The organism is Streptomyces sp. CB02400, assembly GCF_001905725.1.
Lineage (GTDB): Bacteria > Actinomycetota > Actinomycetes > Streptomycetales > Streptomycetaceae > Streptomyces > Streptomyces atrovirens.
In genome coordinates this window covers 159,413-177,929 of the sequence record NZ_LIWB01000008.1, presented here as the reverse complement: position 1 = coordinate 177,929, position 18,517 = coordinate 159,413, and the positions used below count along the sequence as shown (strand labels likewise).

Below are 18,517 nucleotides of genomic sequence, written 5' to 3'. Positions count from 1 at the left end.
TCCGGGAGCGCCATCCGCCGGCTCGGCTCGGCGTCCGCAGGGACGCCGGGTCGTACGGTGTCAGCTCGGCGTCCGCAGGGGACGTCGGCCCGTACGGCGTCAGCTCAGGGTCTGCATGGACGCCGGGTCGTACGGCGTCAGCTCGTCGAAGCGGCCGGCCAGCACCTTGGCCGCCCAGTTCGGGTCCTGGAGCAGCGCGCGGCCCACGGCGACGAGGTCGAACTCGTCCCGCTCCATCCGGTCGAGCAGGTTGTCGATGCCGCCCAGCTCGGCGCCCTGTCCCTGGAAGGCCTTGAGGAACTCGCCGTTCAGACCGACGGAGCCGACGGTGATGGCGGGCCTGCCGGTCAGCTTCTTCGTCCAGCCGGCCAGGTTGAGGTCGGAGTCCTCGAACTCCGGCAGCCAGTAGCGGCGCGTGGACGCGTGGAAGGCGTCGACACCGGCCGCGGCGAGCGGGGCGAGGATCGCCTCCAGCTCCTGGGGCGTCCCGGCGAGCCGGGCGTTGTAGGCGTCCTGCTTCCACTGCGAGTAGCGGAAGATCACCGGGAACTCGGGCGACACGGCGGCGCGCACCGCCGCCACGATCTCCGCCGCGAACCGCGCACGGGCCACCGGGTCACCGCCGTAGGCGTCGGTACGGCGGTTGGTGCCGGACCACAGGAACTGGTCGATGAGGTAGCCGTGGGCGCCGTGCAGCTCCACGCCGTCGAAACCGATGCGCTCGGCGTCGGCGGCGGCCTGGGCGAACGCGGCGACGACGGCGTCGATGTCGGTCTGCGTCATCGCCTCGCCCTTGCCCTCGGTGCCGTCCGTGCGCACCCCGGACGGACCGACCGCCGGAGCCTCCGGATACGGCGCCTGGCCCTGCTCGCGGACCATGCCGATGTGCCAGAGCTGCGGCACGATCGTGCCGCCCGCCGCGTGCACCGCCTCGGCGACCTTCGCCCAGCCCGCGAGCTGCTCCTCCCCGTGGAACCGCGGCACCCGGTCGCTCAGCCCGGCCGACTCGTGCCCCACGTACGTCCCCTCGGTGACGATCAGCCCGACACCGGCCGCGGCGCGACGCGAGTAGTACGACACCACGTCCTCACCGGGCACACCGCCCGGCGAGAACATCCGGGTCATCGGCGCCATGGCGATGCGGTTGGGGACGGTCAGGCCGTTGATCGTGACGGGCCGGGAGAGGATCCCGGCGGCTCGGGCGGCGGTGTCCGGGGAGGTGACGGTCACGCGGGGGCTCCTCTGCTTCGAATACCGGTCAGTATGTGCGCATGCATTAAATGCACGTCCGGCACCAACCGGGAAGCGGGAAGAGGAATTCCCCTCGGGACACAGGTGTGACTCCGGACACGGGACGCCTTCCCGCGCACCGGGTACGGTCGCCCGATGAGAACACGCCACCTGCGCTTCGGCCTGTACGCGGACGAGGAAGGGCTGGCGTGGGCCGGCTCGCTCGTCGACGGGGCCGTGGCGGCGTCACAGGGTGCCCGGCTCGTCGAACGGTCCGTCCTGCGCACCCTGCCCGGCAGCGGGATGACGACCGCCGACCTCTACGACCACCTGGCGGAACAGTGGGCCTGGGAGCACCCGGGCCAAAGCGGCGGCGCACGGGAACCGGTCGAGCTGCGCGTCCGCCTGGTGTGCTCGCTGCGGACCTGGCGGGCGGTCCGCAAGGCGGTGCTGCGGGGCCTGTGCCCGCAGGGCGCGTCACCGCACGTCTGCCGCGTGCCGTGGTGCGCCGCCTGAAACGCCCGAGGGCGGCACCCCCTGTCGGAACAGGGGATGCCGCCCTCGGTCGTACGACGGACGGATCCGATCCTCGGAGGGATCAGAAGTCCATGTCACCGCCCGGCATGCCGCCGCCGGCCGGGGCCGCGGCCTTCTCCGGCTTGTCGGCGATGACGGCCTCGGTGGTGAGGAACAGCGCGGCGATGGAGGCGGCGTTCTGCAGGGCAGAGCGGGTCACCTTCGCCGGGTCGATGATGCCCTCGGCGATCATGTCGACGTACTCGCCGGTCGCGGCGTTCAGGCCGTGGCCGACCGTGAGGTTGCGGACCTTCTCCACGACGACGCCGCCCTCGAGACCACCGTTGACGGCGATCTGCTTCAGCGGGGCCTCCAGCGCGAGCTTCACGGCGTTGGCGCCGGTCGCCTCGTCACCGTCGAGCTCCAGCTTCTCGAAGACCTGGGAGGCCTGGAGCAGGGCCACGCCACCACCGGCGACGATGCCCTCCTCGACGGCCGCCTTGGCGTTGCGCACGGCGTCCTCGATGCGGTGCTTGCGCTCCTTGAGCTCCACCTCGGTGGCGGCACCGGCCTTGATGACCGCGACACCGCCGGCGAGCTTCGCCAGGCGCTCCTGCAGCTTCTCGCGGTCGTAGTCCGAGTCGCTGTTCTCGATCTCGGCGCGGATCTGGTTCACGCGGCCCTGGACCTGGTCGGCCGAGCCGGCACCGTCGACGATGGTGGTCTCGTCCTTGGTGATGACGACCTTGCGGGCCTTGCCCAGCAGGTCGAGCGTCGCGTTCTCCAGCTTGAGGCCGACCTCCTCGGAGATGACCTCGCCGCCCGTGAGGATGGCGATGTCGCCGAGCATGGCCTTGCGGCGGTCGCCGAAGCCCGGGGCCTTGACGGCGACGGACTTGAAGGTGCCGCGGATCTTGTTGACCACCAGGGTCGACAGGGCCTCGCCCTCGACGTCCTCGGCGATGATCAGCAGCGGCTTGCCCGACTGCATGACCTTCTCCAGGAGCGGGAGCAGGTCCTTGACGTTGGAGACCTTGGAGTTCGCGATCAGGATGTACGGGTCGTCGAGGACGGCCTCCATACGCTCCATGTCGGTGGCGAAGTACGCCGAGATGTAGCCCTTGTCGAAGCGCATACCCTCGGTGAGCTCCAGCTCCAGACCGAAGGTCTGGGACTCCTCGACGGTGATGACGCCTTCCTTGCCGACCTTGTCCATGGCCTCGGCGATCAGCTCGCCGATCTGGGTGTCGGCGGCGGAGATGGAGGCCGTGGAGGCGATCTGCTCCTTGGTCTCGACATCCTTCGCCTGCTCGAGCAGGGCACCGGAGACGGCCTCGACGGCCTTCTCGATACCGCGCTTCAGAGCCATCGGGTTGGCGCCGGCGGCCACGTTGCGCAGGCCCTCACGGACCAGGGCCTGGGCGAGAACGGTCGCGGTGGTCGTACCGTCACCGGCGACGTCGTCCGTCTTCTTGGCGACTTCCTTGACCAGCTCGGCGCCGATCTTCTCGTACGGGTCCTCGAGCTCGATCTCCTTGGCGATGGACACACCATCGTTGGTGATCGTGGGGGCGCCCCACTTCTTCTCGAGGACGACGTTGCGGCCCTTGGGGCCGAGCGTCACCTTGACGGCGTCCGCGAGCTGGTTCATGCCGCGCTCGAGGCCGCGCCGCGCCTCCTCGTCGAACGCGATGATCTTGGCCATGTGAAGTGGTCCCTCCAGGACTGGGGGTGATTCCTTCGGACCGCGCCCGCGCCCGCGACGGACGGCTCGCCGGCCCCGTGGTTCCTTGCCCCACACGGCCTGCGGGCCTCACCGACCCGGTCCTTCGTTGTCACTCTCACCTTCAGAGTGCTAACGCCAATGATTAGCACTCGACCCATGCGAGTGCAAGCGCCCATGGGGAGTACACGGGGGCGCTCGGCCGCACGCGAACACCGCTCGGCCGCGCGTGGGCACGGCGAAGGGCCCGCACCCCGGGAGGTGCGGGCCCTTCGTCGGCAGAAGATACTTGCGGCTGGTAGCGCGTTCAGGCGCTGAGACGAACCATGTCGGCCTGTGGGCCCTTCTGACCCTGCGAGATCTCGAACTCGACCCGCTGGCCTTCTTCGAGGGTGCGGTAGCCGTCCATCTGGATCGCGCTGTAGTGGACGAAAACATCCGCACCACCGTCGACCGCGATGAAGCCGTACCCCTTCTCCGCGTTGAACCACTTGACGGTGCCCTGAGCCATGCCTAACTCCCCTATTACTGGCCCTTGCACAGATCCACACTTCGCGGATCCGGGTCAGACCTCACCCCCCAACGGTTGGGGGCGTGCGCCGGAACGCGTCGACCGCGGCTGAATGTATCTGTCCAACTGCCGTCTGCAACAGGTCAATCGGACGAGAAATCTGGACGACGCCGGTCCGGAATGTGGCGAGAATTCGCCCTAATCCAGGGCAAGTCGGGCCGCGCAAAGGTCACAAATGCCGCGAAAGGTGCCCATACTTTGGCTACATCCAGTCGGGCCTGCGGCAGGAATTCAGTGTTTCCGATCAGTGGATCGGGAGCGCGTTCCCCAACTCTACCGCGCTCAACCCCATGGAATTGCCCCCTCCGCTTCTCTCACGGAGGGGGCAAAATCCCAAACGCTCGGTAACCGTCATTACCGAAGGTAATGATCAGCCGCCGGCCACCGCCGGAATGATCGACACGCCGGCCCCGTCCGGGGTGGCCGTCTCGAGCCCCTGCTCGAACCGCACGTCGTCATCATTGACGTAGACGTTCACGAACCGCCGCAACTTACCCTGGTCGTCCAGCACCCGGGCGGCGATCCCGGTGTGGTTCTTCTCCAGGTCCTGGATGACCTCGCCGAGGGTGGCCCCCTCGGCGGCAACCTCGGCCTGCCCACCGGTGTAGGTACGCAGAATGGTAGGAATCCGAACAGTAACGCTCACGACAAACCTCCGGTCAGATGACTTGCCCAGGGGCGCGGGGAACTGCGCGACCAGCCCCCACCGGCCCGCGGACGAGAACGGTGAAAAGGACCCCTAGACGAGCCCGGCCTCACGGAACGACTCCAGACTGGGACGGATCGTCGCAGTCAACCCGGTGCCGGCCACCGCGTCCAACGTCTTCAGACCATCACCCGTGTTGAGCACCACGGTGGTCGAAGACGGGTCGAGCGCCCCGCTCTCAAGCAGCTTCTTGGTGACCCCCACGGTCACACCCCCCGCGGTCTCCGCGAAGATCCCCTCGCTCCGAGCGAGCAACTTGATCGCGTCAACGATCTGCTCGTCCGTGACGTCCTCCACCGCCCCGCCCGTCCGACGGGCGATGTCCAGCACGTACGGCCCGTCCGCCGGGTTCCCGATCGCCAGCGACTTGGCGATCGTGTCCGGCTTCTGCGGACGTACGACGTCGTGCCCCGCCTTGTACGCGGTGGACACCGGCGAGCACCCCTCGGCCTGCGCCCCGAAGATCTTGTACGGCTTGTCCTCGACCAGCCCGAGCTTGATCAGCTCCTGCAGCCCCTTGTCGATCTTCGTGAGCTGGGAGCCGGAGGCGATCGGGATCACGATCTGGTCCGGGAGCCGCCAGCCGAGCTGCTCGCAGATCTCGTACGCGAGGGTCTTGGACCCCTCCGCGTAGTACGGCCGCAGGTTGACGTTGACGAAGCCCCAGCCCTCGCCGGCCGGGTCGCCGATCAGCTCGGAGCAGAAGCGGTTCACGTCGTCGTAGTTGCCCTCGATGCCGACGAGTTCACCGCCGTAGACGGCGGCCATGACGACCTTGCCCTGCTCCAGGTCGTGCGGGATGAACACGCAGGACCGGAAGCCGGCGCGGGCCGCGGCGGCACCGACGGCGCCGGCGAGGTTGCCGGTGGAGGAGCAGGAGAGGGTGGTGAAGCCGAAGGCGCGGGCGGCCTCGATGGCCTGGGCGACGACGCGGTCCTTGAAGGAGTGCGTCGGGTTGCCGGAGTCGTCCTTGACGAACAGCTTGCCGGCGTCGACGCCCAGCTCACGCGCGAGGTTGTCGGCCTGGACGAGCTTGGTCCAGCCGGGGTTCAGGTTCGGCTTGGTCGCCACGTCCGCCGGGACGGGCAGCAGCGGCGCGTAGCGCCAGATGTTCGCGGGTCCCGCTTCGATCCGCTTGCGGAGCTCCTCGGTGTCGTAGGCCGAGAAGTCGTACGCGATCTCCAGCGGGCCGAAACACTCCTCGCAGGCGAAGACCGGGCCGAGGGGTACGCGGTGTCCGCATTCGCGGCAGGAGAGCGCCGCGGCAGGGCCGAGGTCTACAGCGGAATCGGTGGTGCTTGCAACAGTCTGCACAGCCATGGAGGCGAGGCCCTTTCTCCTCATCTTCCTCACGACGCACCTCGCCGTGAGACGGATTTGGCACCTTCCCTAGCCGGGAGCCTCGCCACGTCCGTGTGACAAGAACCGACTGGAGGGTTGCCGGGGCTTCATCGGGCCGTATCCCTCTGCCCCTCTGGATGAGCGGTGTTCAGTTGTCGTCCGCGCGGTGACCCCGGCATGCGGTGGCCATCGGCGTTGCTCAAGACTGTAACCGAAGGCCTGCATGGTTGAGATAGTCGTCCGCACCGCGAGATGGATCACAGGCCAGTGAGGAGTCCGGGACCGTGCTGGAAGAAGTCGAGCGCTGGCTGATCGACCGTTCCTGGTCCGTGGCCGACCGCCCGCTCCACCGGATCCTGGCGGCGAAACGTGCCACGGGACAGACGGTCAGCGTGGTGCTGCCCGCGCTCGACGAGGAGGCGACGGTCGGCGAGATCGTCTCGGTGATCCGGCACGACCTGGTGCTCCAGGTCCCGCTGGTCGACGAGGTGGTGGTGGTCGACTCGGGCTCGACCGACCGCACGGCCGAGGTGGCGGCGGCAGCGGGCGCGACCGTGGTGCACCGGGACGCGATCCTGCCCCGGATACCGGCGGTGCCCGGCAAGGGCGAGGTGCTGTGGCGCTCCCTGCTGGTCACCCGCGGCGACATCGTGTGCTTCGTCGACGCGGATCTGCGGGAGTTCTCCTCCGACTTCGTCTCCGGCATCGTCGGCCCGCTGCTCACCGAGCCGGACGTGCACCTGGTCAAGGCCATGTACGACCGTCCTCTCGGCTCTGCCGCCGGTCAGGGCGGCCGGGTCACGGAGCTGATGGCCCGCCCGCTGCTGAACATGCACTGGCCCCAGCTCGCCGGCTTCGTCCAGCCGCTCGGCGGCGAGTACGCGGCCCGCCGGGGCCTGCTGGAACAGCTCCCGTTCCCGGTCGGGTACGGCGTCGAGCTGGGCATGCTGGTCGACGCCCTGCACCTGGTCGGCCTGGACGCCCTCGCCCAGGTGGACGTCGGTGTCCGCAAGCACCGCCACCAGGACGGCCAGGCCCTCGGCCGGATGGCCGCCGCGATCTACCGCACCGCCCAGCTCCGCCTGGCCCGCGGTCACCTGATCCGCCCGTCCCTGACCCAGTTCGAGCGCACCGGCGACAACTTCGAACCCCGTACGTACTCCGTGGACACGGAGGAACGGCCGCCGATGGCGGAGATCGCGGAGTACCAGGCGCGGCGGGTGGCCTGACCACCCGCCGCCCTGGCCGCCCCCGTGGCCGTCAGCCGGGAACGCCGTCCGACCAGCGCCAGGTGCCGCCGGAGTCCTGCGCGCAGGTCAGGTACTCGCCGCCGCGGCCGTGGGTGCTCAGACCGCGGTGCTTCTTGGCGCAGAACTGGCCGTCGGCGTAGCAGTTGCCGGCCGGGCTGGTGAGTTCGCAGGCACCGGTACCACCGCCGCTGCCGCTGTCGCCGCCACCGGAGTCCTGGGTCCTCGCCGGTTCCGGGGTGGGGGTCGGCTTCGGGGTGTGCAGCGGACGTCCGTCGCAGTCGTGGCCGTCGCGGGGGACGGTGAACGTCACCGTGCCGGAGCCGTCGGTCTGCTCGCAGACCTTCTCGCCCGTGCCCCAGGACGAGGCCTGCTTCCCGGTGCCCTGGAGGCGGACGGTGTAGTCGATGCCGGCCTTCTCGGCCGCGCGGACGGCTGATCCGATGCCGTCGCCGGTGTGGTCCGACAACGTGACGGGGGCCGGGGTCGGCGTGGGTGTGGGCGTCGGGGTCTCGGTGCTCGGGGACGCCTCGGGGGTGGGGCTGCCGCTCGGCGTGGCGGTGGCCGCCGCGGGCCGTCCCCCGGCCTCCGTGTCGGCGCCGCCGTCGCCGCATCCGGCCAGCGCCAGCGCGGAGGCCGCGACCAGCGCCACCGTGCCGACGAGTCCGCGCATGCCGGTGGATCCGCGCTTGGACCTACGTATGGACATGATCGCCCGCCCCCAGAAAGTTGAAATGTGCACCGCACATCCTCAACCTGTTCACATCTTCCACACAAGACGCGTGACCAAATCGCCACCGAGGTGACGCACGGGCACGTTTGAGGTTCTGGGGGCCGGGCTAGGTTGAGGCGTATGGCTGTCACGCAGGGTGCTCAGGTGCTGGTCGCGTCGAATCGCGGGCCCGTCTCGTACACGGTGGAGGACGACGGTTCGCTGCGGGCCGGGCGGGGCGGTGGCGGGCTGGTGTCCGGGCTGTCGGCGATCGGACCGGACGCGGGGGCGCTGTGGGTGTGCTCGGCGCTGTCCGACGGCGACCGCGAGGCGGTGCGGCGCGGGGTCGGCGAGGACGGCGTGCGGATGCTGGACATCCCGGCGGACGTGCACGCGGACGCGTACAACGGGATCGCCAACTCGGTGCTGTGGTTCGTGCACCACATGCTGTACCAGACGCCGCTGGAGCCGGTCTTCGACGCGGAGTTCCGCCGGCGGTGGGCGTCGTACGAGGCCTACAACCGGGCGTTCGCCGAGGCGCTGGCCGAGGAGGCGGCGCGGGGCGCGGCGGTACTGGTCCAGGACTACCACCTGACACTCGTCCCCGGGATGCTCCGCGAACTCCGCCCCGACCTGCGGATCGCCCACTTCTCGCACACGCCGTGGGCGCCGCCGGAGTACTTCGCGATGCTGCCCGACGACATCGCGCGGCAGGTGCTGCGCGGGATGCTCGGCGCCGACCGGCTCGGCTTCCTCACCCACCGCTGGGCGGACGCGTTCACCGCGTGCTGCGAACGCTTCGCGGACGGCCTCGGGAACACGCGGATCGGCGTGCACGGCCTCGGCGCCGACGCGGACTTCCTGCGCGCCCGCGCCCACGAGGCGGACGTCGAGGAGCGGATGACCGCGCTCCGGGAGGAGATCGGTGAAGGGCGCCGGACGATCGTCCGGGTCGACCGGACCGAGCTGTCGAAGAACATCGTGCGGGGCCTGCTGGCCTACCGGCAGCTCCTGGACGACCGCCCCGAGTGGCGCGAGCGCGTCGTGCACGTCGCGTTCGCCTACCCCTCCCGGCAGGATCTCGCCGTGTACCGCGACTACACCGCCGAGGTGCGGCGGCTCGCGGAGGAGATCGACGAGCGGTACGGCACACCGGGCTGGCGGCCGGTCGTCCTGCACGTCAAGGACGACTTCGCGCGCTCGCTCGCCGCGTACCGGATGGCGGACGTGGCGCTGGTCAACCCGATCCGCGACGGCATGAACCTGGTCGCCAAGGAGGTCCCGGTCGTCTCCGACGCGGGCTGCGCGCTGGTGCTGTCGCGGGAGGCGGGCGCCCACGAGGAGCTGGGCGAGGACGCGCTCACGGTCAACCCGTACGACGTCGTCGGAACCGCCGAGGCCCTGCACGAGGCCCTGACGATGAGCCCGGACGAACGCGCCGAGCGTGCCAAGCGCCTGGCCGCGGCGGCGACCGCGCTGCCCCCGGCGCGGTGGTTCCTGGAGCAGCTGGACGCGCTGCGGGACGGAACGCCCGGCTGAGCGGAGGTATGGCCGGTCACACAGGCGTGTGCGGGGGCGGGCGCGGATAGGTTGGACGGTATGGCCAGCCATACGGATTCCACGGAGCCGAACGCCACGCCGACGCCCGCCACGCAGGCCGGGCGGGAAGGGCTGGACGCGCTTCTCTCCCGCCCGGGGAAGGCACTGATCGGGCTCGACTTCGACGGGACGCTCGCGCCGATCGTGGCCGATCCCGAGCAGGCCCGCGCGCACCCGGACGCGGTGGACGCGCTCGCCGCGCTCGCGCCCAAGGTGGCCGCGGTCGCGGTCGTCACCGGCCGGCCGGCGGGTGTCGCGGTCCGCCACGGGGGCTTCGCGGGCGTTCCCGGCCTCGAACACCTCGTCGTTCTCGGCCATTACGGCGCCGAGCGCTGGGACGCCGTCACCGGCACGGTCACCGCGCCCGCCCCGCATCCCGGAGTCGCCGCCGTCCGCGCGGAGCTGCCGGGGGTGCTCGACCGGGTCGGCGCGTGGCAGGGCACGTGGATCGAGGAGAAGGGCGGCCGGGCGGTGGCGGTCCACACCCGCCGGGCCGCCGATCCGCAGGCCGCGTTCGAGGCCCTGCGCGAGCCGCTCACCGGCCTCGCCACCCGGCACGGCCTCGTCGTCGAACCCGGCCGCATGGTCCTGGAGCTGCGCCCGCCCGGCATGGACAAGGGCATCGCCCTGATGGAGTACGCCCGGGACATCGGCGCCGAGTCCGTCCTGTACGCGGGTGACGACCTGGGCGACCTTCCCGCCTACACGGCCGTCGACAAGCTCCGCTCCGCCGGTACTCCGGGGCTGCTGGTGTGCAGCGGCAGCGACGAGGTCGCGGAGCTTCGGGAACGGGCGGATGTGGTGGTCGACGGGCCGGCGGGGGTCGTACGGCTGCTGCGGGGGTTGGCGGAGCGGATGCGCTGAGCGGTTTCTTCGCCCCCGCCGCCCCTTCCCATTCCCGTCCCCGGTAGCGCTGCCCCCGGACCCTCGCTCCTCAAACGCCGGAGAGGCTAAATCTCAGCCTCTCCGGCGTTCGAGGATCGGGGTCTGGGGCGGAGCCCCAGGTTCGGGACGGGAAGGGGCGGCGGGGGCGATCAACGCTCTGCGCGGCGGGTCTCCCGTACCCGGCGAAGCCGGTTGACCGTCACCGGATCGTGGGCGAGGGCCCGGGGATCGTCCAGAAGCGCGTTCAGGAGCTGGTAGTAGCGCACGGGAGCCAGACCCAGCTCCTCACGGATGGCGCGCTCCTTGACACCGGGCCCGGAGAACCCCCGGCGTTCCAGCGCGAGAATGTCCTGTTCGCGACGGGCCAGACCCGCGCCGGCCTCGTGCTCCTCGTGCTCCTCGTCCCCCGTGTCCATGCCCCGCAGGCTACTCCGCGCTCTCCGCGCGCGTCGCCGTCGCCTGGAGTCCGCCGAGGACACCGGCGGGGCTGCCGCCCGGGCCGACCGCCTTGCCGATCTGCTTCTTGACCGCCGCGTTGACCGCCGCCCAGGAGGTGTTGCCGACCGGGTAGAGCTCCGAGGTCGCGAGCTGGTCGAGGAAGGGCTTGAGGTCCTTGTCCTGGTCGGACGCGGCCATCGTCCGGGACGCGGAGGTGGTGACCGGCAGCAGGTTGTACTCGCGGGAGAAGTCGAGCACGTTCTCCTCGCTGTAGACGAAGTCGAGGAACTCGCCGACCTGGTCGCGGTGGCCGTTCTTCTTGAAGGCCATCATCCAGTCGGCGACACCGAGCGTGGCCGGGCTCGCGCCGTCGGCACCCGGCGTCGGCACCATGCCGAACTCCACGCCCTTCTCCTTCGCCATCTCCATCAGCGAGGGGTGCCCGTTGAGCATGCCGACGTCCCCGGCGGCGAACGCCGCGAACGCGTCGGCCCGGTCGAGCTTGCCGGGCGCGACGGGACCGGTCAGGCCCTTGCCGACCAGCTCGTCCCTCAGCCAGGTGAAGGTCTCGACGTTCTGCGCGGAGTCGATGCTGTACGTGCCCATGATGTCGGTGTAGCCGCCGTCGCCGCTGAGCAGCCACTGCATGGTCTCGGCCTGTGCCTCCTCCGGGCCGAGCGGCAGCGCGTACGGGTACTTCACGCCCTCCGCGTCGAGCGCCTCGGCGGCCTCGGCGAGCTCGTCCCAGGTCTCCGGCGGGGTGATGCCGGCCTCGGCGAACAGCTTCTTGTTGTAGAACAGCACGCGCGTGGAGGAGGCGAACGGCAGGCCGTACTGCACGCTGTTGACCTCGCCCGCGGTGGTGAGCTGGGCGAGGAAGTCCGCCTGGACGGGGATGGAGAGCAGGTCGCCGGCCTTGTAGAGCTTGCCCTCGGCCGCGTAGTCGGCGTACGCGCCGATCTGCGCCATGTCCGGTGGGTCGCCCGCGTCGACCATCTCCTTGACCTTGCGGTCGACGTCGTTCCAGGAGTAGACGTCCACGTCGATCTTCACATCGGGGTGCTTGGACTCGTACCGCTCGACCAGGTCGGCCCAGTACTTCTTGGAGCTGTTGGCCGCACTGTCGCCGTAGTCGGCGGCGACCAGCTTCAAGGTCACGTCGGAGGACCCGCCACCGAGCCCGCATCCGCCGAGGACTCCCGTCAGCCCCAGTGCGGACACCACCGCGATCGTCCTTGTCCTGACCCGCCGCTGCACTTGCCTTGCCCCTACCCCGGCGCACCCGCGCCATCCGAAACGTTTTCGATAATCGGAATAAGGTCTACACCACGTGAGTGGACTAGACCTCTCGCGGGTCCGGGGGCCACACTGTTCCACGTGAAACACGTCATCGCCCTCGATGTGGGCGGCACCGGGATGAAGGCCGCCCTGGTCGGGGCGGACGGCACGCTGCTGCACCAGGCCCGCCGGGCCACCGGGCGCGAACGCGGCCCGGACGCGGTCGTCGCGGACATCCTCGACTTCGCGGCCGAGCTGCGCGCCCACGGCGTACGGCAGTACGGCGAGGCCGCGTCCGCCGCCGGCGTCGCCGTCCCCGGCATCGTCGACGAGGCGGAGGGTGTCGCCGTCTACGCGGCCAACCTCGGCTGGCGCGACGTCCCGCTGCGTGCGCTGCTCACCGAACGGCTCGGCGGCGTCCCCGTCGCCCTCGGCCACGACGTGCGCGCCGGCGGTCTCGCCGAGGGCCGTATCGGAGCCGGTCGGGGCGCCGACCGCTTCCTGTTCGTGCCGCTGGGCACGGGTATCGCGGGCGCCATCGGCATCGACGGCCGGGTGGAGGCGGGCGCGCACGGCTTCGCGGGCGAGATCGGCCACATCGTCGTACGGCCCCAGGGTGCCCCCTGTCCGTGCGGGCAGCGCGGCTGTCTGGAGCGGTTCGCGTCCGCCGCCGCGGTGAGCGAGGCATGGGCGGCGGCCTGCGGGGACCCGGACGCGGACGCGGCGGACTGCGCGAAGGCCGTCGAGTCCGGGGACGTACGGGCCCGTCAGGTGTGGCAGGACGCGGTGGACGCGCTCGCCGACGGGCTGGTCACCGCGCTCACCCTGCTGGACCCCCGGGCGCTGATCATCGGTGGCGGGCTCGCCGAGGCGGGGGAAACCTTGTTCACACCGCTGCGGGAGGCCGTCCGGCGGCGGGTCACCTTCCAGAAGCTGCCGTCCCTGGTCCCCGCGGCCCTCGGGGACACCGCCGGGTGCCTGGGCGCGGGACTCCTCGCCTGGGACCTGATCGACACCACTGACCCCTCGTATCCCTCGGAGGTAACCACCTGATGGCCCCCACCAAGGTTCTCGCCGGTGCCCGGGTGGTACTGCCCACCGGGACCGTGGACGACGGCCGCGTGACCGTCGAGGGCACGCGGATCGCGGACACGGCGCCCGCCGACGCCGAGACGGTCGACCTGAGCGGCCACTGGGTGGTCCCCGGCTTCGTCGACCTCCACAACCACGGCGGCGGCGGGGCGTCCTTCACCGGCGGCACCGCCGAGGACGTCCTCAAGGGCGTGCACACCCATCACCTGCACGGCACCACCACGGTGGTCGCCTCCGCCGTCACCGGTGACCTGGACTTCCTCGGCCGGCAGGCCGGGATGCTCGCGGAGCTGGCCCAGCAGGGCGACATCGCCGGCATCCACTTCGAGGGGCCGTTCATCTCCCCGTGCCGCAAGGGCGCGCACGACGAGGGGCTGCTGCGCGACCCCGACCCGGCCGAGGTCCGCAAGCTGCTCGACGCGGCGCACGGGCACGCCAGGATGGTCACCCTGGCGACCGAGCTGCCGGGCGGCCTGGACTCCGTACGGCTGCTCGCCGAGCACGGGGTGATCGCGGCGGTCGGGCACACGGACGCCACGTACGAGCAGACGCTCCAGGCCATCGACGCGGGCGCGACCGTCGCCACCCACCTGTTCAACGCGATGCCGCCGCTCGGCCACCGCTCCCCCGGCCCGATCACCGCCCTCCTCGAGGACGAGCGGGTCACCGTCGAGCTGATCAACGACGGCACCCATCTGCATCCGGCCGCACTCCGGTTGGCCTTCCACCACGCGGGCGCCGCGCGGGTCGCCTTCATCACCGACGCGATGGACGCGGCCGGCTTCGGAGACGGCCGCTACATGCTCGGCCCCATGGAGGTCGAGGTCGCGGACGGGGTGGCCCGGCTGGTGGAGGGCGGCTCGATCGCCGGCTCCACGCTCACCCTGGACCGCGCCTTCAAGCGGGCGGTGACGGTGGACGGGCTGCCCGTCGAGGACGTCGTACGGGCGATCTCCGCCAACCCGGCCCGCCTGCTCGGCCTGGACGACCGGATCGGCTCCCTGGAGCCCGGCAAGGACGCCGACCTGGTGGTTCTGGACGCCGGCTTCGACCTGGTGGGCGTCATGCGGCGGGGGGAATGGGTGGTCGATCCCCGACTGGGCTGATCCGTCCCGCCGCCGACGGACGGTGGCCGGTCCGGGGGGTGGGCCGACCGCCGTGCGTTTGGCATGATCGTGACCACGGGTTTCACGGCAAGCGCAGGCACCAAGGGGGAGGTCGGCCCGGTGATCCTCACGGTCACGCTGAACACCGCTCTCGACATCACCTATCGCGTACCGTCCCTGCGGCCGGGGGCCTCCCACCGGGTCGCCGAGGTGACGGAACGCCCCGGCGGCAAGGGCGTCAACGTGGCGCGGGTGCTCGCGGCCCTCGGCCACGAGGTGACGGTCACCGGCTTCTCGGGCGGCACGACGGGCCGGATCCTGCGGGACCGGCTCACCGAGGTCCCGCACCTGACGGACGCTCTGGTCCCGGTCTCCGGCACGACCCGGCGCACCGTCGCGGTCGTCGACGGGCGCTCCGGCACCACCACCCAGCTCAACGAGCCCGGCCCGGCGATCGGCCACGCCGAGTGGTCCGCGTTCCAGGAGGTGTACGAGGATCTGCTGGCCGCCTCCTCGGCGGTGGCCCTGTGCGGCAGCCTGCCCCCGGGCGTCCCGGTGGGCGCGTACGCGGGCCTGATCCGCACCGCCCGCGCGGCCGGGGTCCCGACCCTCCTCGACACCAGCGGCGCGGCGCTGCGCCGCGGGGTCGCCGGGCGGCCCGACGTCCTCAAGCCGAACGCCGAGGAGCTGGCCGAACTCACCGGCTCCCACGAGCCGCTGCGCGCCACCCAGGACGCCCGCCGGCGCGGCGCGGGCGCGGTGGTGGCCTCCCTGGGCCCGGAGGGCCTGCTCGCGGTGACCCCCGAGGGCCGCTGGCGCGCGGCCCCTCCTCGGCGGCTGCGCGGCAACCCGACCGGCGCCGGCGACTCGGCCGTCGCGGGCCTGCTCTCGGCCCTGGTGGAGCACCGTCCCTGGCCGGACCGGCTGGCCCGCGCGGTCGCCCTGTCGGCGGCGACGGTCCTGTCCCCGACGGCCGGCGACGTCGACCGGGCGGCCTACGAGGAGCTGCTGACCGGGGTCACGGTGACCGGGGAAGCGACCGCGGCGTAGGGCAGGTCACTTCTCGACCTGGCCCTCCTTCAGCCACAGCTGGTCCAGCAGGACGTTGCACTTGTCACCGTCGGCGCAGGAGACCGAGATGGTGTTGGAGCCCTTGTTGAGCGTCGGCCAGGCGTAGGTCTGGGTCCAGCCCTTGGAGAAGTCGCCGTCCTCGGCGCGGGCGAAGTTGTCCATGTTGAGCTTGGAGCCGAACTCCTTGCCGTTGACGGTGAGCGTCATCGACTGGGGATCGTCGGTGGTGCTGTAGCGCACGAAGACGGTGTAAGCACCGTCCTTCGGGATGTCGTTGACGGTCCAGGTGACCGAGTTCCCGGGCTGGTTGAGGTTGGCGACGTAGATGCCGCCGTCGGACTGCGCGCCCTCGACGTCCGACGCGAGGGCGGCCGAACCGCCCAGCCGCATCGCCTTCGCGTCGGCGGTGGGCAGCTCCACCGCCTCCTCCTCGCCCGCGCTCTTGCTCGCCGACGGGGTCGGCTCGCCGCTCTCCTGGGACTGGGTCGGCGTGGAGTCCGCCTGGTTGCCGCCGCTGTCCTCGTCGTCGCCGCCGATCATGGCGACGCTGATGCCGATCACGACCGCGGCGACCACCGCGATCGCGCCGATGAGCAGGCCCTTGGTGTTCGGGCCGCGGCCCCGGCCGCCCCCGCCGCCGTGCGACGGCTGGTGCGACTGGACGGTGGTGGCGCCGCCGGGCAGCGTCTCCGGGGCGGCGTAGTGGGCGTTCGCCTGGCCGTACGTGCCCTGCTGCTGCGGAGCGGGCTGCGCCTGCTGGCCGTACTGGCGGGTCCCGACCGGCCGCACCCGGTTGACCGAGTTCGGGTAGCCGTAGCCCCCGGACGGCGGCTGGGCCCCGTTGGCCTGCCCGTCGGCGTAGAGGTAGCCGAACGGGTCGTCGTCCTCCGGCGTGCTCGCGCCGTTGTTGCCGGCCGTCATCCCTTGGTGCTCCTAGCTGCGGATCGGGTGCGGTACGAGTGGTGGAGAAAACGAGCCTACCCGCTTCCCATGGCCCGAACGGGTGACCCGTACCGCATCAACCCACTGACCTGCGCTTCATCCCGCACGTCTGTGCTGTTTGGGACGAGATCGTTTCTCGACGTACATCCGTTCGTCGGCTGACTTCAGCACTTCGTCCGCCGTCATCCCGCAGTGCGCCCACCCGATGCCGAAGCTGGCGCCGACCCGTACGGCCCGTCCCTCGGCCCGGATGGGCTGGATGATCTCGTTGCGCAGCCGTACGGCGAGGTCCTGGGCGTCGGCCCGGCCGAGGCCGTCGGCGAGGATCACGAACTCGTCGCCGCCGAGCCGGGCGACGGTGTCGCCGTCGCGTACGCCGTTGCCGAGCCGGCGGGCGACCTCGATGAGTACCGCGTCGCCCGCGTTGTGCCCGAACCGGTCGTTGATCGACTTGAAGCCGTCGAGGTCGCAGAAGAGCACCGCGAGCCCCTTGGCGCCGTCGTCGAACTCGGCGGCGGGCGCGACGGTGTGCACGTGGTGGTCGTAGCCGTCGTAGCCCCCGTGTCCCTCCGTGCCCGGCGGGAAGTCGAAGTCGTGCCCCCGGTCGAAGGCGGGTGCGCCGTAGGCGGCGTCGAAGGAGTCCGCGGAGTCGAAGGACTCGAAGGGTTCCATGGAGTCGACGGAGGCGGGCAGCACGCCCTGCGGCTGCTGCCGGCACAGCCGGGCGGACAGCCGCGCCCGCAGCTCGGCGGAGTTCGGCAGTCCGGTGAGCGAGTCGTGGGAGGCGCGGTGGGCGAGCTGGAGCTCGCGGCGCTTGCGCTCCTCTATGTCCTCGACGTGGGTGAGCAGGAAGCGGGGGCCGTCGGCGGCGTCGGCGACGACGCTGTTGCGCAGGGACACCCAGACGTACGTGCCGTCGCGGCGGCACAGGCGCAGCTCGGCCCGGCCGCCCTCGGCTGAGGTGCGCAGCAGGGTGCCTATGTCCTCGGGGTGGACGAGGTCGGAGAAGGAGTAGCGGCGCATCGCGGAGGCGGGGCGGCCCAGGAGGCGGCACAGGGCGTCGTTGGTGCGCAGGATGCGGCCGTGCTGGTCGCCGCCCATCTCGGCGATGGCCATGCCGGAGGGGGCGTACTCGAAGGCCTGCCGGAAACTCTCCTCGCTGGCCCGCAGCGCCTGCTGGTCGCGCTCCAGGCGGACCAGGGCGCGCTGCATGTTGGCACGTAGACGCGCGTTGCTGATCGCGATGGCGGCCTGGAAGGCGTACATCTGGAGTGCCTCGCGGCCCCAGGCGCCGGGCCGGCGGCCGTTGCGCGGGCGGTCCACGGAGAGGACGCCGACCAGTTCCCCGGAGGTGCCGCCGCCCTGCGGGCCGGGGGCGTACATCGGGGCGAAGAGCCGGTCGGAGGGGTGCCACTCGTCCTCGAAGCGGGGCGCGGGCCCGTCGGTGTACCACTGCGGGACGTCGTCGTCGTCGAGGACCCAGCCCTCGGTGTGCGGTATGAAGATCAGATCGCCCCAGCGTTCACCCATGTTGAGGCGGCGGTCCCAGGCCTCGCGGGAGCCGGCCCGGCCGGTGATGAGGGCCTCGGCGGCGGAGTTCCCGGCGAGCGCGGCGACCACGAGATCGCCGTCGTGGCGTACGAGGTTGACGCATGCCAGCTCGTAGCCGAGGGCGCCCACGACGCCGTCGGCGACCGTCTGCAGCGTGTCCGCCAGGCTGCGGGCCGTGTTCATGTCGGCCATGGCTTGGTGGAGTTGTCGCAGCGACGCAAGACGGACGTAGGGTTCCGACTCGGTCTCCATCCTCGCCCTCCCCCCGAGACCTCGCAGCGAATCAAGGGTTGTCTTCGGCGTATCGTCCCAGCAGCTTCCCCGCCACTGAATCACAGCGCGCTGCTCACTCGGTACACAGGGTCAACAATTCTTGCCCCTTGTGACTCAAGTCACAGGTAAACGTGAACAATTGCGTGGACTTTCCGCGGTTTCCCATCGCTTTTGACGAACGCAGTTTTTGTGGTGCTTGTGCAGGGACTGTGCCCGTCTCGGGCGTTGGTCCTAGG

At 71.2% G+C, this 18,517-nt stretch carries 17 protein-coding genes and 1 riboswitch; of the genes, 7 read left to right on the top strand and 10 right to left on the bottom strand.

Annotated elements, in window-relative coordinates; all coding sequences use genetic code 11:
- Positions 1 to 99 precede the first annotated feature (99 nt).
- Positions 100 to 1,230 (bottom strand): NADH:flavin oxidoreductase, encoded by a 1,131-nt coding sequence (locus tag AMK33_RS20820; protein WP_073934395.1) that lies wholly within the window; start codon positions 1,228 to 1,230, stop codon positions 100 to 102.
- A gap of 156 nt (positions 1,231 to 1,386) precedes the next feature.
- Here AMK33_RS20820 and AMK33_RS20815 point away from each other — a divergent pair, with 156 nt between their 5' ends.
- The gene (locus tag AMK33_RS20815) at positions 1,387 to 1,746 is read left to right on the top strand and encodes a hypothetical protein (RefSeq protein WP_073934394.1); all 360 of its coding nucleotides are present in this window, start codon (positions 1,387 to 1,389) and stop codon (positions 1,744 to 1,746) included.
- Positions 1,747 to 1,828: 82 nt separating this feature from the next.
- Here AMK33_RS20815 and groL read toward each other — a convergent pair whose 3' ends face one another.
- The 4 genes from groL to thrC all read right to left on the bottom strand — a co-directional run bounded on the left by groL (position 1,829) and on the right by thrC (position 6,066).
- Positions 1,829 to 3,451 (bottom strand): chaperonin GroEL, encoded by a 1,623-nt coding sequence (gene groL, locus AMK33_RS20810; RefSeq protein WP_073934393.1) that lies wholly within the window; start codon positions 3,449 to 3,451, stop codon positions 1,829 to 1,831.
- Between the two features lie 325 nt (positions 3,452 to 3,776).
- Positions 3,777 to 3,980 carry a cold-shock protein gene (locus tag AMK33_RS20805; protein WP_004929928.1) on the bottom strand — a complete coding sequence of 68 codons (204 nt, stop codon included), beginning with the start codon at positions 3,978 to 3,980 and terminating at the stop codon, positions 3,777 to 3,779.
- Positions 3,981 to 4,410: 430 nt separating this feature from the next.
- Positions 4,411 to 4,686, bottom strand: a complete 276-nt coding sequence (locus tag AMK33_RS20800; protein WP_073934392.1) for a ubiquitin-like small modifier protein 1 — start codon at positions 4,684 to 4,686, stop codon at positions 4,411 to 4,413.
- Positions 4,687 to 4,779: 93 nt separating this feature from the next.
- Entirely contained in the window at positions 4,780 to 6,066 is a 1,287-nt protein-coding gene (gene thrC, locus AMK33_RS20795; RefSeq protein ID WP_073934391.1) for a threonine synthase, read from the bottom strand.
- A 17-nt stretch (positions 6,067 to 6,083) separates the two neighbouring features.
- A riboswitch (SAM riboswitch) is annotated at positions 6,084 to 6,231 on the bottom strand.
- A 140-nt stretch (positions 6,232 to 6,371) separates the two neighbouring features.
- Between thrC and AMK33_RS20790 the strand changes: the two genes are divergently transcribed.
- Positions 6,372 to 7,316 (top strand): glucosyl-3-phosphoglycerate synthase, encoded by a 945-nt coding sequence (locus AMK33_RS20790; protein WP_073934390.1) that lies wholly within the window; start codon positions 6,372 to 6,374, stop codon positions 7,314 to 7,316.
- 31 nt (positions 7,317 to 7,347) lie between these two features.
- Here AMK33_RS20790 and AMK33_RS20785 read toward each other — a convergent pair whose 3' ends face one another.
- Positions 7,348 to 8,043 carry a hypothetical protein gene (locus tag AMK33_RS20785; protein WP_073934389.1) on the bottom strand — a complete coding sequence of 232 codons (696 nt, stop codon included), beginning with the start codon at positions 8,041 to 8,043 and terminating at the stop codon, positions 7,348 to 7,350.
- 144 nt (positions 8,044 to 8,187) lie between these two features.
- Here AMK33_RS20785 and AMK33_RS20780 point away from each other — a divergent pair, with 144 nt between their 5' ends.
- The gene (locus AMK33_RS20780) at positions 8,188 to 9,585 is read left to right on the top strand and encodes an alpha,alpha-trehalose-phosphate synthase (UDP-forming) (RefSeq protein ID WP_201263055.1); all 1,398 of its coding nucleotides are present in this window, start codon (positions 8,188 to 8,190) and stop codon (positions 9,583 to 9,585) included.
- Positions 9,586 to 9,645: 60 nt separating this feature from the next.
- Entirely contained in the window at positions 9,646 to 10,509 is an 864-nt protein-coding gene (gene otsB, locus AMK33_RS20775) for a trehalose-phosphatase (RefSeq protein WP_073934387.1), read from the top strand.
- A 170-nt stretch (positions 10,510 to 10,679) separates the two neighbouring features.
- Here the strand turns inward: otsB and AMK33_RS20770 are convergent, their stop codons facing one another.
- Positions 10,680 to 10,946, bottom strand: coding sequence for a DUF3263 domain-containing protein (locus tag AMK33_RS20770; RefSeq protein ID WP_073934386.1), 267 nt, complete (start codon positions 10,944 to 10,946; stop codon positions 10,680 to 10,682).
- A 10-nt stretch (positions 10,947 to 10,956) separates the two neighbouring features.
- Positions 10,957 to 12,225, bottom strand: coding sequence for an extracellular solute-binding protein (locus AMK33_RS20765; protein ID WP_073934385.1), 1,269 nt, complete (start codon positions 12,223 to 12,225; stop codon positions 10,957 to 10,959).
- 120 nt (positions 12,226 to 12,345) lie between these two features.
- On the opposite strand from AMK33_RS20765, the gene AMK33_RS20760 reads away from it, so the two are divergent.
- The 3 genes from AMK33_RS20760 (at position 12,346) to AMK33_RS20750 (ending at position 15,494) form a co-directional block, all read left to right on the top strand.
- Positions 12,346 to 13,299, top strand: a complete 954-nt coding sequence (locus tag AMK33_RS20760; protein WP_073934384.1) for an ROK family protein — start codon at positions 12,346 to 12,348, stop codon at positions 13,297 to 13,299.
- Positions 13,299 to 14,444: an N-acetylglucosamine-6-phosphate deacetylase gene (nagA, locus tag AMK33_RS20755; protein WP_073934383.1), complete on the top strand. Its 1,146-nt coding sequence runs from the start codon at positions 13,299 to 13,301 to the stop codon at positions 14,442 to 14,444. Before AMK33_RS20760 ends, nagA begins: the two co-directional genes overlap by 1 nt.
- Positions 14,445 to 14,564: 120 nt before the next feature.
- Positions 14,565 to 15,494 carry a 1-phosphofructokinase family hexose kinase gene (locus tag AMK33_RS20750; RefSeq protein WP_073934548.1) on the top strand — a complete coding sequence of 310 codons (930 nt, stop codon included), beginning with the start codon at positions 14,565 to 14,567 and terminating at the stop codon, positions 15,492 to 15,494.
- Positions 15,495 to 15,500: 6 nt separating this feature from the next.
- On the opposite strand, the gene AMK33_RS20745 is transcribed toward AMK33_RS20750, so the two are convergent.
- Together AMK33_RS20745 and cdgB are read right to left on the bottom strand one after the other, a co-directional pair.
- Complete coding sequence (locus AMK33_RS20745) at positions 15,501 to 16,436, bottom strand: carbohydrate-binding protein (RefSeq protein ID WP_073934382.1); 936 nt, start codon at positions 16,434 to 16,436, stop codon at positions 15,501 to 15,503.
- Positions 16,437 to 16,553: 117 nt separating this feature from the next.
- Positions 16,554 to 18,260, bottom strand: coding sequence for a diguanylate cyclase CdgB (gene cdgB, locus AMK33_RS20740; RefSeq protein ID WP_073934381.1), 1,707 nt, complete (start codon positions 18,258 to 18,260; stop codon positions 16,554 to 16,556).
- Positions 18,261 to 18,517: the final 257 nt, after the last annotated feature.

Excerpts from the sequence above, each read along its gene's own strand:
- AMK33_RS20745 (WP_073934382.1), bottom strand. The coding sequence starts at position 16,436 with ATGACGGCCGGCAACAACGGCGCGAGCACGCCGGAGGACGACGACCCG.
- cdgB (WP_073934381.1), bottom strand. The coding sequence starts at position 18,260 with ATGGAGACCGAGTCGGAACCCTACGTCCGTCTTGCGTCGCTGCGACAA.
- AMK33_RS20780 (WP_201263055.1), top strand. The coding sequence starts at position 8,188 with ATGGCTGTCACGCAGGGTGCTCAGGTGCTGGTCGCGTCGAATCGCGGG.
- otsB (WP_073934387.1), top strand. The coding sequence starts at position 9,646 with ATGGCCAGCCATACGGATTCCACGGAGCCGAACGCCACGCCGACGCCC.
- AMK33_RS20770 (WP_073934386.1), bottom strand. The coding sequence starts at position 10,946 with ATGGACACGGGGGACGAGGAGCACGAGGAGCACGAGGCCGGCGCGGGT.
- thrC (WP_073934391.1), bottom strand. The coding sequence starts at position 6,066 with ATGGCTGTGCAGACTGTTGCAAGCACCACCGATTCCGCTGTAGACCTC.
- nagA (WP_073934383.1), top strand. The coding sequence starts at position 13,299 with ATGGCCCCCACCAAGGTTCTCGCCGGTGCCCGGGTGGTACTGCCCACC.
- AMK33_RS20785 (WP_073934389.1), bottom strand. The coding sequence starts at position 8,043 with ATGTCCATACGTAGGTCCAAGCGCGGATCCACCGGCATGCGCGGACTC.
- AMK33_RS20805 (WP_004929928.1), bottom strand. The coding sequence starts at position 3,980 with ATGGCTCAGGGCACCGTCAAGTGGTTCAACGCGGAGAAGGGGTACGGC.
- AMK33_RS20815 (WP_073934394.1), top strand. The coding sequence starts at position 1,387 with ATGAGAACACGCCACCTGCGCTTCGGCCTGTACGCGGACGAGGAAGGG.
- groL (WP_073934393.1), bottom strand. The coding sequence starts at position 3,451 with ATGGCCAAGATCATCGCGTTCGACGAGGAGGCGCGGCGCGGCCTCGAG.